The sequence below is a fragment of the Solibacillus palustris genome (assembly GCF_022549215.1).
Classification (GTDB): domain Bacteria; phylum Bacillota; class Bacilli; order Bacillales_A; family Planococcaceae; genus Solibacillus; species Solibacillus daqui.
In genome coordinates, this window is the sequence record NZ_JAKZFC010000010.1 from 24,801 (window position 1) to 38,135 (window position 13,335).

14 protein-coding genes are annotated in these 13,335 nt (G+C 40.1%); 8 read left to right on the forward strand and 6 right to left on the reverse strand.

Annotated features, from left to right (window positions below; translation table 11 throughout):
* Position 1 precedes the first annotated feature (1 nt).
* The 6 genes from LZ480_RS18120 (at position 2) to LZ480_RS18145 (ending at position 5,773) form a co-directional block, all read left to right on the forward strand.
* Positions 2-889, forward strand: coding sequence for an ATP-binding cassette domain-containing protein (locus tag LZ480_RS18120; RefSeq protein ID WP_241370952.1), 888 nt, complete (start codon positions 2-4; stop codon positions 887-889).
* A complete protein-coding gene (locus tag LZ480_RS18125; protein ID WP_241370953.1) occupies positions 855-1,565 on the forward strand; it encodes a silver transporter in 711 nt (236 codons plus the stop codon). The genes LZ480_RS18120 and LZ480_RS18125 overlap by 35 nt, the downstream gene beginning before the upstream one ends.
* Positions 1,565-2,239 carry an O-antigen ligase family protein gene (locus LZ480_RS18130; protein WP_241370954.1) on the forward strand — a complete coding sequence of 225 codons (675 nt, stop codon included), beginning with the start codon at positions 1,565-1,567 and terminating at the stop codon, positions 2,237-2,239. Before LZ480_RS18125 ends, LZ480_RS18130 begins: the two co-directional genes overlap by 1 nt.
* 36 nt (positions 2,240-2,275) lie before the next feature.
* Positions 2,276-3,091, forward strand: coding sequence for a metallophosphoesterase (locus LZ480_RS18135; protein ID WP_241370955.1), 816 nt, complete (start codon positions 2,276-2,278; stop codon positions 3,089-3,091).
* Positions 3,092-3,272: 181 nt separating this feature from the next.
* Positions 3,273-5,270 carry a methyl-accepting chemotaxis protein gene (locus tag LZ480_RS18140; RefSeq protein WP_241370956.1) on the forward strand — a complete coding sequence of 666 codons (1,998 nt, stop codon included), beginning with the start codon at positions 3,273-3,275 and terminating at the stop codon, positions 5,268-5,270.
* Positions 5,271-5,416: 146 nt separating this feature from the next.
* Positions 5,417-5,773, forward strand: coding sequence for a rhodanese-like domain-containing protein (locus LZ480_RS18145; protein WP_241370957.1), 357 nt, complete (start codon positions 5,417-5,419; stop codon positions 5,771-5,773).
* 220 nt (positions 5,774-5,993) lie between these two features.
* Here the strand turns inward: LZ480_RS18145 and LZ480_RS18150 are convergent, their stop codons facing one another.
* A complete protein-coding gene (locus LZ480_RS18150; RefSeq protein ID WP_241370958.1) occupies positions 5,994-7,166 on the reverse strand; it encodes an alanyl-tRNA editing protein in 1,173 nt (390 codons plus the stop codon).
* A 134-nt stretch (positions 7,167-7,300) separates the two neighbouring features.
* On the opposite strand from LZ480_RS18150, the gene LZ480_RS18155 reads away from it, so the two are divergent.
* On the forward strand, positions 7,301-7,609 hold the full coding sequence (locus LZ480_RS18155; protein ID WP_241370959.1) for a DUF6509 family protein: 309 nt from the start codon (positions 7,301-7,303) through the stop codon (positions 7,607-7,609).
* A gap of 172 nt (positions 7,610-7,781) precedes the next feature.
* Here the strand turns inward: LZ480_RS18155 and LZ480_RS18160 are convergent, their stop codons facing one another.
* The 4 genes from LZ480_RS18160 to LZ480_RS18175 are packed head-to-tail and all read right to left on the reverse strand — an operon-like array spanning position 7,782 to position 11,218.
* Positions 7,782-8,669: a metal ABC transporter permease gene (locus LZ480_RS18160; protein WP_241370960.1), complete on the reverse strand. Its 888-nt coding sequence runs from the start codon at positions 8,667-8,669 to the stop codon at positions 7,782-7,784.
* The gene (locus LZ480_RS18165) at positions 8,666-9,541 is read right to left on the reverse strand and encodes a metal ABC transporter permease (RefSeq protein ID WP_241370961.1); all 876 of its coding nucleotides are present in this window, start codon (positions 9,539-9,541) and stop codon (positions 8,666-8,668) included. Before LZ480_RS18165 ends, LZ480_RS18160 begins: the two co-directional genes overlap by 4 nt.
* A 12-nt stretch (positions 9,542-9,553) precedes the next feature.
* Positions 9,554-10,282, reverse strand: coding sequence for a metal ABC transporter ATP-binding protein (locus LZ480_RS18170; RefSeq protein ID WP_241370962.1), 729 nt, complete (start codon positions 10,280-10,282; stop codon positions 9,554-9,556).
* Positions 10,283-10,291: 9 nt separating this feature from the next.
* Positions 10,292-11,218 (reverse strand): metal ABC transporter solute-binding protein, Zn/Mn family, encoded by a 927-nt coding sequence (locus LZ480_RS18175; protein ID WP_241370963.1) that lies wholly within the window; start codon positions 11,216-11,218, stop codon positions 10,292-10,294.
* Between the two features lie 272 nt (positions 11,219-11,490).
* On the opposite strand from LZ480_RS18175, the gene LZ480_RS20135 reads away from it, so the two are divergent.
* The gene (locus LZ480_RS20135; protein WP_408641640.1) at positions 11,491-11,622 is read left to right on the forward strand and encodes a diguanylate cyclase domain-containing protein; all 132 of its coding nucleotides are present in this window, start codon (positions 11,491-11,493) and stop codon (positions 11,620-11,622) included.
* Between the two features lie 88 nt (positions 11,623-11,710).
* Here the strand turns inward: LZ480_RS20135 and LZ480_RS18180 are convergent, their stop codons facing one another.
* Positions 11,711-13,318 (reverse strand): gamma-glutamyltransferase family protein, encoded by a 1,608-nt coding sequence (locus tag LZ480_RS18180; RefSeq protein ID WP_241371000.1) that lies wholly within the window; start codon positions 13,316-13,318, stop codon positions 11,711-11,713.
* Positions 13,319-13,335: the final 17 nt, after the last annotated feature.

Here is a 13,335-nt window from a genome sequence, read left to right on the forward strand (position 1 = left end):
AGTGATTTTCTGCGAACAACTGCAAAAACGTTATGGGAAAAAGGTGATTTTAGCAAATGTTTCGTTTCAAATTGGCGAACCGAAAATCATTGGACTTATCGGACGGAATGGTGTGGGGAAATCGACTTTATTAAAAATATTAGCAGGGCATTTGAAGCCATCTAATGGCAAGGTTGAGGTAGTTGGGAAGAGGGCCTTTCAAAATTTAACGGTGGCAGCCAATACGATTTTAATAGAAGACGCCATGACGTTTCCAACGGTGCTAACGCTAAAAGAAATTTTGCATATAGCACCAAGATTTTATGCAAAATTTGCGCTAGATTTAGCGTTTGAGTTGCTTGAATTTAGTGGCATTTCACATAAAAATCATCATCATCAGCTGTCAAAGGGGCAAAAGGCTGCGTTCGATTTAATTTATGGAATCGCCAGTCGCAGCGCGGTGACGTTACTCGATGAGCCAATGAATGGGATGGACGAAACGATTCGTGATGATATGTACCGTGTCATTTTAAAGGACTTTTTAGCACATCCACGCATCCTCATTATTTCAAGCCATTATTTGAATGAAATGGAGCATTTAATAGAAGATATTTTGCTACTACATGAAGGTCAGGTGGAGCTATTTGCCCCAGTAGATGAGGTGCAAAATTTAGCGGTGAGGCTTGTCGGGCAAAAGGACAATATTGAGCCATATTTAGCAAACTATGAGGTGCTCTTGACGCGTGAGAATGGCCCGATTTTTGAGGCGATTGTACGTAATAATGATTTGCCGCTACCACCGCAAGTGCGTATGCAAAACTTATCGGTAAGTGATGTATGTAAAGTGCTAACGACTTCGAAGGGAGGTTCGGTTGATGACATCTATCGTAGTAGCGAATCCGGCGCGTAATATTTGGGAGCAGGTGAAGTGGAAGTGTCAGGCATATAGCTCAATGTTTAGTACTGTGATTTTAGTGCATGTAATTTTAGGATTTTTATTTTCAGAAGGAACAGGGTCGATGGGACTCGGGGGAGGTTTTATTTCCTATGAGGCTCGGGTCTATACACTAGATGTTCTCTTTATTTATAGTGTTATTTTAATGCTTGGAATGGGCTGGATGCTTGCGTCAGGTGCCTTGTCGCGTGATCAATTTTCGATTGTGACAACGAATCGAATGGAAGTGATTTCAACGCTGTTATTTACGATGGTGTTAGCGATTTTTACCGTCATTTCTGCATTAAGCATCCATTGTATTACTATTGCGCTAGAAATAATAAAAACGGATACCCCCTTTGTATTAGAAAATCAATTTTTCTCATCAAATACCCTTTTCGCCTTTGTGGTATGTATTACACTAGCCTGCGCGGTTGGCTATTTTGTACGTGTCGTGTTTCAGTTTTCTAAAATCGTCTTTGTGCTACTGGCAGTTGTGCTGATTTTAGCGATTCGGGCATATACGATTTCGCTATGGGGTGTCGTATTTGGCGCAAGCATATGGGCAATTGTCGGGCGCAGTAGCTTGTACATTGTGCTATTATGGGCAATTATTTTGGTGATTCGTCAACGTAGAGAGGTGAATCGTTAATGAGTATGGTGTTATTAATTACAATTATACAGGCGACTGTCATTATTTTATTGGTGATTTTTATGGCAAAGTTTCGTATTTGGAAGCCGAAGCGCACCGTTTACTTAGTACTTGTGTATATTGCCTGTGGTGTGGTGGCGTTTGTTTATTTAGCAGTTGCCTCTCAAAATATTGAAAAGGTAGAGTCAATGGCGTTTCTTGAGGCTCAGCAAGCAAAAAACGAGGAGATTACCGAGCGTCTAGAAATGCGTGATTTTAGTGTTTTAAATGAAGAGGATGTAAAGTTTACAGTGAAGTTTACACCGACTACAGAAGATGTTTACATTAATCGTGAACAGGAGCTTCGTTATATTCACACCTATATTAATTGGGTGGATACGGCGGATCATGAAATAACGGCCAGCTATTATGAAATGCCGACGTATTTAAATCGGGTAGATACGACGCCGTACGTAAAGCAGCCGAGCATTACTTTTAGTAATAATACGATTTATATTGAAGACGAAAATACAAAGGTCACGATGAAATCAATTGATATGTCGGTGACAATGTTAAGTAATGCGGTGAACGAATATAGATCATCGGATTTAGCAAATCGATTAATAGGAAATCGGATTTTATACTTGAATGTTCCGAAGCACTTCAATATCATTGATAGCAGTGGGTGGAATTAAAGACCACTAAAACTTTCAATGAATTGAGCGAGTACGTTGAAAAAGTTAATCAAATTGATAATAGGAATAGCCGCTATTTATGTATTTCTCTATGTAAATAATAATTGGCTCGTGACAACAGAGATTACGCATGAATCCGAAAAGATTCCGCAAAGCTTTGACGGCTTTCGCATTACGCAAATAACGGATTTGCATGATGCAACGTTTGGAGAAAATCAGTCACGGTTAGTAAAAAAAGTACGGGCTACCAATCCAGATGCGATTTTTATAACGGGTGATTTAGTCGATAGTAGGCGCTATGATTTGGACAACAGTTTACAGGCGGTTGCGCAGTTTGTGGAAATTGCGGATGTTTATTACGTGCTAGGGAATCATGAAGTGTCATTAAATTTAGTAGATGAAATTTATGCAGCGCTGACTGATTTAGGTGTGCACGTCTTACCAAATGACGCAGTAACGTTAGAGCGTAACGGGGAACGCATCGTTGCTCTTGGTATTGAGGATCCGTTAATAGGACAAAATGTGGATGTGTCGATTGATGCAGCACGACAAAATGTAGGGACCGATTCCTTTACGATGCTGTTATCTCATCGACCTGAGCAATTCGAAGCATACGTCGAAAAGGAAATGGATTTAGTATTTACAGGTCATGCACATGGCGGTCAAATTCGATTGCCGTTTATTGGTGGCATTTTGGCACCGGGGCAGGGTTTTTTCCCAAGCTATACAGCAGGTGTTTTTAAGGAGCAAGATACGACAATGATTATTAGCAGAGGGCTAGGCAATAGCCTTTTCCCTTTCCGTATCTTTAATTTACCTGAAATTATCACAGTACAATTGAAGTCTAAGTAAAAAAAACATCACATTAGTGGTGTTTTTTTGTTGGAAAATATACACAAGGAATGTTATTTACTTCCGAATAGATTTTTTATATGATGAAACAAGTGTTAATAGTAGAAAAATATAGAATGTAAATAAATAAAATGGACTATTTTGGTTAGTAGGTCTTAATTGTTAATTGGAGGGGAGTTTAATGAAAAATTGGGGGATTGGTGCAAAATTAACGACATCAATTATCGTATTACTAACATTCACATGTGCCGTTTTAGGTGTGTCGAGTTATTACAATAGCTATAACTCGCTTGAGGTACAAATTCGTGACAACTTGCAATCAAAGGCAGAGGATGTCTCTAACTATATGGAAGAGTTTTTCAAGCGTACGAATATCGAAGTAGAAAGTATTGCAGAGCAAGAAGTCATCCGTAATATGGATTTTGCCGAGCAGAAAGTGTATTTAAATAAGCGCTTAGCAGAAAGCGATGATTATTTAGAATTTGCGATAGTTGATGCAAAGGGTGTTGCGCATTATTTAGATGATTCGACGGTCGATTTAGCAGATCGCTCATACATAAAAGCAGCTTTTGCTGGTGAAACAGCAATGTCGGATACAATTATTAGTCGGGTAACAAATGAACCTGTCGTTATGATAGCTACACCAATTGATACAACTACTGGCGAAAAGGCACTTCTATTAGCACGTATTGATGGCTACTTTTTATCGAACATTTTACAAGATATCGTAGTTGGGGAAACAGGGTATGTATTTTTAGTAAATGCTGAAGGTACAATTCAAGCGCATCCAAATGCAGATTATGTAAAAAATCAAATGAATTTTATTGCTGAAGCCGAAGCAACTGGAACAACAACGGGCGAAGCGACTGCCATTCAAAAAATCATTTCCGTAGAAGAAGGGTTTTATGAATTTAAACATTCAGATGGCAACAATCGTTTTTTAGGTCACCATCAATTAGATAATGGATGGTCTATCGCTGTAATGGCGGAAGAAAATGAAATGTTCGTTGGCTTAAAGCAAATGCGCATTATTTTAAGTGCCTTTACATTTGGTATGTTGTTTATCGGATTTGGCTTTGCCTTTTTCGTATCGAATAGCATTAGTCGGCCAATTCGCTCGGTAGTAAAGGTAAGTGAGTTTGTAGGGCAGGGAGATTTTACACATAAACCGAACGAACGTCATTTAAAGCGTAAAGATGAGTTGGGCGTTTTGGCACATTCACTAGACCAAGTTGTAGAAAATATGCGGACGATGATTACAAAAGTGCAAATAGGCTCGTCAAATGTTAATGAAGCTTCGTGTGATTTAATGGGCGATGTTGCGAATGTGGCAGACAATGCAAAAATCATTGCGCAATCAATTGAAGAAGTAAAGCGCGGTGTAGTAAGTCAAACGCAAGTGGCAGAAGAAAGTGCAGCAACAATGGGGCAACTGGCAAACGGCATTCAACAAGTAGCGGAAGTGGCTAGCACGGTGTCACAGCATACGGACTTTATTGAAACGAAAGTGCACGATGGCTATAGCGCGGTTCGCCATTCAATTGCACAAATGAATGCGATTCAAAATGGCATGGAAATTGAGCTTGCGGTTATTCATAAATTGAAGCAAGAATCGTTAGAAATCGGATTAATTTCAAAAATGATTACCGATATTTCAGATCAAACGAATTTACTGGCATTAAATGCATCGATTGAAGCAGCACGTGCAGGTGAAGCTGGACTTGGTTTTGCGGTTGTAGCGGGTGAAGTGCGCAAGTTATCTGAGCAGACAGCACATTCAGCGGCACAAATTAATGTATTGATTCAAAAGGTGCAGCAATATACAGAGGAAGCGGTGTACGCAGCAGAATCAGGTGAAGAAAATGTGGAACTTGGTTTACAGTCGATTAACCAGTTAGAACAGCGCTTTAGTGAAATTGTGGATGCGGTGACACATATTGCGACAGAAATTGAAGAGTTAAGTGGCTCAGCACAAGAAATGAGTTCCAACACAGAGGAAGTTTCGGCGTCAATGGAAGAAATGTCGGCTTCTGTTACATCATCAGCGGGCTATGTAACAGATGTTGCGGTATCGGCATTAGGTCAGCTTCAAACGGTCGATGAAATGACCAAACAAGCAGAGCGGTTATCCGATATGGCACGTGAATTACAAGTAGCCATACAGCAATTTAAATTATAAGTTGAGCAGCACAGGGGCTTCCTTGTGCTGTTTTTATTTGTGAATCCGGTACGTAGCATAACGGACTATAATTTAAAGAACACTATACTCGCAACATAGTAACGGGTTTAGGTACAATGAAGAAAAAAGCTTTAAAGGAGTTAGTTATGGAACAATGGATTACATGGGTTGCACTTGTATTAATCGTAGTCATGATTTTTCGCTTTATGCCGAAAAAAGGCGTGAAGTATATTACAACGAAGGAATTACAGCCGTTGCTTGAAAAAGATGACATCGTTTTTGTAGATGTGCGTTCGGCCAATGAATATAAAGAAGCACACATTCCGCGGTTTATTAATCGTCCGCTTGGCACGTATTTAGGTGATTTACCGAAGGACAAACCAATCGTTGTGATTTGTCAGAGTGGGGTACGTAGTAATAAGGCATGTAAGGAGCTTGTGAGGCTTGGTTATACCGATGTGACGAATGTACGCCGTGGGATGAACGGGTTAAAGGCAGCGTGAGAAAGGGAATGTCCGAGAAATATTTCTGGGACAATCCCTTTGAACCGAAGATGGAGGCCAACACGATGTTGGTCATGAATGCTTTGTCACAGGGCGTGACGCTTTTAGCATTCGTTCCTTATTCTTACCACCACAGAAGCACCGCCTACAGCGGATTAATAATACATGAGACGGAAGCTGTCCAAAAAGTATTTACTTTTGGACAGCTCCTTTCGTTGTTTTATAATGCTGCATTCATCGCTTCAAGTAGTGCTTCAGCAGGGATTACTTTTTCGCCACCACCCTGTACTAGTGCATCACTACCGCCACCCTTACCGTTAATAATCGGAAGCGCGGCTGTTGAAACAGTTTTCATTGAAGTCGTATTTGCTTTGCCGCGTGCTGCTACGAATTGTAGCTTGTCATCATTCGTCGAGACGAGCAGTGCAACGGCCTGGTCATTTTGCTCCGTGATGAATCGTGCGAGCTTTTGTAAATCTTGGATTGAGCGATTTTCGAATGTACGAGCTGCTATGTTTTCATTGGCAAACTCTTTTGCTTCGAATTGTAATAATGCGTCCTGTGCATCTTTTAAGTTTTTCTCTGTTTGTTTTGCAGCTGTGGCGAATTTTCGTAATGCCTCGCTAGCTTGTTCCTCAGGTGCGCTTAATTGACGTGCGACATCGGATAATACATTTTTACGCATCGCTAATTGTTGCAAGACACGGTTACCACAAACAAAATGCACGCGAATTTGTTGCTTCATTTTTTCGGTAGTTAAAATTTTAAGGAGTCCCACTTGTCCTGTAGACATTGGATGTGTGCCGCCGCAGCCGTTGTAATCGTAGTCTGGGATAATGACTAAGCGAATATCCTCATCTACTTTTACGTCTTTTCGTAAGTTATAGTTCGCCAATTCGTCTTTAGTTACCCATTTTGTTTCGATTGGGCGATTATCTAAAATAATTTCGTTGGCACGTTGCTCAGCGTCCGCTAGTTGTGCGTCCGTTACGTCGTTCACATTTAAATCGATTGTTACAAGCTCAGTCCCTAAATGGAAGCTTGTCGTTGCCATATCAAATAATTCGACAAAGGCCGCTGTTAAAATATGCTGACCTGTATGTTGCTGCATATGATCAAAACGGCGTGTCCAATTGAGTTTCGCAAAAATTTCCCCGGAAATACCCGAAACATTATTTGATGTATAATGGCGTATTTCATCTTCTACTTTTTCGACATTAATAATTTCTATATCTTGTATCCAGCCTGTATCGTGCGGCTGCCCGCCACCAGTTGGGTAAAAGGCTGTATTATCTAATACGATATAATTTCCATTTTCATCGCGATCTGTTTTTATGATGTTGGCATGAAATGCTGAAATCGTGGCGTCTTGGTAATATAATAAATCCTTCATGTTGTATCACTCCTTAAAATCTAGTTTGGCATACGAAAAACTACCTGTCACGTGCAAAATTAGCCATGTTATTTGACGCGCTCAAATTTTCGTTTATCATAAGAAGGGAGATTTCCAAAAAGGGAGCCATTTACATGAACATTACACACTATTTAATTGATGAAATTTTAGATCCTACAAACATTATCGAGGGCAAGCGCTTTGAGTTTTTATTAGATGTAGAGGTAGATGAGGACGATGAGCTATATTCAGAAGCGGGCTTAGAAATCCGCGCAATCGTTGGGTTAATTAACGAAGATGTACGTATCATGAATTATTTCATTACCGATAAAACAAACAACGAAATTTTGGATTTCGCACTTGAAGATGATGAAGAGGCGATGATTTTAGCGTTCTGTAAGGAAGAAATATTAGCGCCACCAGCAACAGAGGACGTAGAATAAGGAATTTGGGCAACACGGAATGTCGTGTTGTCCTTTTTAATTTATAAGAGATGTAACTGAGTATAACGCACAAATAAAATAGGCACTTTTGCTCGTAGTGAACAAAAAGTGCCAATTTTAAATATTGAAGAACGTAACATTTAAATGATTGTTTGTTTTAAAGTATCCTTGGTTAAATGTTAGAGTTGTGTTCTTCCGTATCGATTTCCGCGACTACTTTTTTATTTAAATGCGCATTTATCTTATCAATTGCAAATACCACAATAAAAATAACTCCAACAATTGTTGCCATCATACCTGCTATTGAAGTATCCAACCATTTCGCACTATAATATCCGATTACAGCTGCCGTCACGCCAAAAGTGATACTCCATACAAACATTTGCTTAATGGATTTACTAATCAAATAGGCGGTAGCTGCTGGACCAATAAGCATCGCTACTACTAAAATTGCGCCAACACTATCAAATGCTGAAACAGTTGTTAACGAAATCGTCGTCATAAAGCCGTAATGTAATAGCATAACCGGTAAGCCGATTGTTGCAGCATAAACAGGATCGAACGTTGATAACTTCATTTCCTTATAAAACAGTACAAGGAAAGTAATATTGATTACTAGCACTAAAAGCAGCATCCATACTGCTTTGGGCATAGTAATCGACAACAATGTCCATCTATCCCAAGGAACGAACGCGATTTCCCCCATTAAAACATGCTCTACATCTAAATGAACATTCCCTGCAAATAATGTGATAAGTAGCACGCCGGCCGCAAACAATGATGTAAATATAACCCCAATCGCAGCATCCTCCTGAATGCCTGAAGATTGTAGTAACTGTACTAAATAAGCTGTCAAAATCCCTGCACAAGCCGCACCCACTAACATCCAAAAACCATTTAATGTTTGCGTTATGATAAAGGCCATAACAATTCCAAACAGCACGGTATGACTAATCGCATCAGCAATCATAGACATTTTACGAAGAATTAAAAATACACCTGCTATACCGCACGTAATTCCGACTAATATACCCGTTAAAATGACCCAAAATTCAATCATGACACATCACCCTGTTGTTGAAATTTCTTTTTCCTCAAATACTTGCTTAACTGTCCGGATTTTGGACTAAAAACATATGAAATGAAAAAAATACTAGCTGCAAATAACACAATAATTGGCCCAGTAGATAACCCTGTACGAATGGAGCTAATAAATGTACCTGCCACACCTGCTAATCCACCACAAATGGCGCTAAATAATAGCATTGTATTTAACTTTTTCGTCCAAAGCTTAGCACTTGCCGCTGGGATAATAAGAAGTGCGGACATTAAAATAACACCTACTGCTTGAATACCTGTTACGATTGTCATGACGATAAGTGCCGTTAAACAGGCTTTTAATGCCTCAACAGGTAAACCAATTCCTTTTGCATAAACAGGGTCAAAAATCATCAGCTTCCATTCCTTGTACAGTAAAAGACTTACTAAAATAATGATTCCTGCGCTTATAAAGAGCCAAGTTAAATCTGACTTTGTCATCGTCGCGGCTTTCCCGAAAATAAAGTCATTTAACCCACTTTGATTGCCAAGTGGACTGCGATTGACAATCGTTAAGAGCACAATCCCAATTCCAAAAAACACCGCTAATACGAGGCCAATTGCTGCGTCAGCCTTTAACTTTGAATACGTAACAATCCATTGGATACAGTACACAGCAAGTGCAGAGGTAATAGCAGCCCCGACCATTAAAATAGGTAGTTCCTTCTGTCCTGTTAGTAAAAAGGCGATAGCAATACCGGGTAATGCAGCATGGGCAGCTGCATCACCTACTAGGCTTTGCTTTTGTAAGAAGGAGAATGTCCCTGTAATACCCGCTGCTATACCGAGAAGCATTGTACCGATTAGTACCCACAGTAAATTTCCTGATAACATCGTAACTCCTCCTTACATCGCTTCCATTATGAATAATTTTCCGCCATAGGTTTGTTGTAGTTTATCGGGTGTAAAAACTTCCTCGGTTTTCCCTGCCGCTAAAATCGTTTTATTTAATAAAATCGTATAGTCAAAGTACTCCTTTACGGTTTGCAAATCATGATGAACAACGAAAATACTTTTCCCCTGTGCCTTTAAATTTTTTAAAATATCGATAATTGTTTTTTCTGTTGCAGCATCTACCCCTGCAAAGGGCTCATCTAAAAAGTATATCTCTGCATTTTGGGCGAGTGCTCTAGCTAGGAAAACCCGCTGCTGTTGACCGCCAGAAAGTTGGCCAATAGAGCGGTCTGCAAAATCCTGCATGCCAACACTCGATAAAGCCTCCATAGCGAGTGCGCGGTCGTTTTTTGTAGGACGTTTAAATAAGCCTCGATGGCCGTAACGCCCCATTAATACAACATCAATCGCTGTTGTTGGGAAATCCCAGTCAACGGCATTGCGCTGAGGAACATAGCCAACCTGTAAGCTTTTTGGAGAAAAAGCCTTCCCTAAAATCGCTACATTTCCAACTTTGTTTGGCAGCTGATTTAATACCGCCTTTAAAAATGTCGATTTTCCAGCCCCATTTGGACCAATAATGGCTGCTAAATGTCCAGTTGGTACTGAAACGCTTGCACTTTCCAATACCGTCTTTTTATCATAAGCAACCGATAAGTTTTGAACTACTAATGCTTCCATCTATTTCACCTACTTTAATGAATTGACAATCGTGTCAACGTTATGTTTATACATGCCTAAATACGTACCTTCTTCTGTTCCCACGGCTCCCATAGCATCTGAGAACAGTTGGCCGCCAATTACTATGCTATGACCTTTTTCCTTAGCGCCTTCAATTACTGCTTTCATCGCCTTATCGGAGACACTGGACTCTACAAATATCGATTTAATGTTGTTCTCTACTAAATAGTCGACCATATTTTGCACATCTTTTACGCCATACTCTGAATTCGTACTTAAGCCTTGAAGACCTCGTACTTCAAACCCTTGACTTTTACCAAAGTAGTTAAAGGCATCATGGGCGGTTACTAAAATTCGTTGCGCCGCTGGAATTTCTTGGACTCTATCAGCTGTGTATTGCTTTAGTTCATCTAACTGCGCTAAGTAAGCTTCTTCATTTGCCTCAAAATCATCCTTATGTTCAGGATATTCTTCAACTAACGTATCGCAAATTGTATTCACAACTTCCTTCCATAAATCGATATCAAACCAAATGTGGGGATCGTGTAATGTTGCATTTTTGGGATCCGCTAATAATTGTGCTTTATCAATTTTCCCCGCGACTGCTTGCACGGTTTTTTCCTCTGCCATTTGGTCAAAGATTTCTTGCATCTGTCCTTCTAAATGTAAGCCGTTGTAAAAAATTACCTCTGCTCCATCCAGCTTTGTCAGATCACTTTGTGTCGCCTTGTATAAATGTGGGTCGACGCCAGGTCCCATTAATGTTGTTACTTGTAAATGATCACCGCCAATAATTTTTAAGGCATCTCCAATTTGACTTGTAGTTGCGACGATATTTCCTTCTTTTTTTTCACTAGTTGATGATCCCTCATTTCCGCATCCTACTAACATAAGAGATAATCCTAAAACCCCCAAAATCCCTAAAAAACGTTTCATTGTCTTTTAAACTCCTTATCTTTCAAATAATGATTGTGAATCACATACCGTAAGCTAATCCATGTCACAAAAAATAACGTCGCGAACGTCACTGATTTTGTTAGGAGCCATGCAAGTAAGAAAATAAACCAAATAAGACATAAAAGAATCATTAAAACTTCAACAGTCATAATTTTCAGTCCTTTTCATTAACGATAATATGTTTCCTTAAGGAAAAATATATGCTGAAACGAAAGAAAATGCAACAATAAAGTTAAAATAAACTTGTCGCTTTGGAAAATTTCAAGCAGATAAACGATATATACGTTCATGCAGAAGGTGACATCTTATTAAGTAAGGTAATGAAAAAAATAATAAAGCTGGCGGTTTCAGAAGGTTATGATGTATGTTTCGGTAGGGGATAAGTATGCCATTGTATTTGAAAGGGGAAGGATAAAGAGCCAAAAAAGCCTCGGTGCATAGAGATAACATGCATCGAAGCTTATACTTATTTTACCAGGCTGCGATTGTGCCATCCGTACGTGGCTCTGTTCCACCGTAAAGTACGCCTGTTTTTTGATCGCGCCAAATAATTTGTCCTCGTCCGAAAATACTACCATCGATTGCAACATGAATATCATGACCTTTACGCTGCAAGGCTTGGACTAAATAATTTGGGAAATGTGGTTCAACTTCAATACGTTTGTCACCCATCCATTGCCAGCGCGGCATGTCGAGCGCGGCCTGAGGATTTAGCGCGAAATCAACCGTATGCGTTACGACTTGAAAATGTCCTTGAGGCTGCATATAGCCACCCATAACGCCAAATGGTCCAACGGCTTCGTTATTTTTCGTTAGGAAGCCTGGAATGATTGTATGATATGTACGTTTTCCTGGTTTTAAAAAATTTGGATGATTTTCATCTAATGAAAAATCATAGCCACGATTTTGTAGAGATACGCCTGTTCCTGGAATCACAATACCTGAACCGAAGCCCATATAGTTACTTTGAATGAATGATACCATGTTGCCGTCCGCATCTGCGGTTGCTAAAAACACCGTACCACCTTTTGGAATATCAAATGGCTTTGGTAGAAGTGCTGTATCGGTAATTTCGGCAAAACGTTTTTCACCGTAATCCTTTGAAAGTAATGTATCAGTATCTACCGGCATTTCTGCACGCTCCGTGACGAAGGCTTTACCGTCTGTATAGGCAAGCTTGATTGCTTCAATTTGCTTGTGCAATGTATCAATGTCCTGCCATTTTGCTTCTGCATGCTGGAAAATATTTAGCGCCATTTGTGCGACGATGCCTTGTCCGTTTGGTGGGATTTCCCATACGTCATAGCCTTTGTAATTTACACCAATTGGTTGAACCCATTCCGGCTCGTAGCTTGCTAAATCGTCTTTCGTTATAAAGCCATTATGCTGTTTCATGAATGTATCGATTTTTTCTGCAAGTTCCCCTTGATAAAAAGCCTCGCCATTTGTCGCGGCGATTTTACGTAATGTGTCAGCATGACCGGGAGAACGCCACATTTCACCAATTTCCGGCATGCGCCCATCGATTGAAAACGTGTCGAACCAAGCGTTGAATTCTTCGGTTGTGAGTGATTTTTTGTACTTTTTATAAGCGTTTTGCCAGTTTTGTCCAAGTGTAACGGAAATCGGGTAGCCGTCCTCCGCATAAGAAATCGCGGGTGCTAACACTTCCGTTAAAGGTAATTTTCCGAAGCGCTTTGATAGTGCTACCCAAGCCGCAGGAGCACCTGGAACAGTTACCGGAATGACGCCATGTATCGGCATTTTGTCGATCCCGCGTGCTGTTAATGCTTCCTTTGAAATCGCTTTGGCAGAAGGACCTGAAGCGTTTAATCCATAAAGCTCTTTATCGGCGTTCATCCAAACAAGTGCAAAGGCATCTCCACCAATCCCGTTTGATGTTGGTTCGACAACGGTAAGGGCTGCTGCTGTTGCAATGGCTGCATCAACCGCATTGCCACCCTTTTTTAAAATATCAAGCCCAGCTTGTGCAGCAAGTGGCTGTGATGTTGCAACCATCCCACGATTTGCAATGACCGTATTGCGTTTACTCGCAAACGGATAATGTAATAAATCCATCATAAAAACGTCCCCTT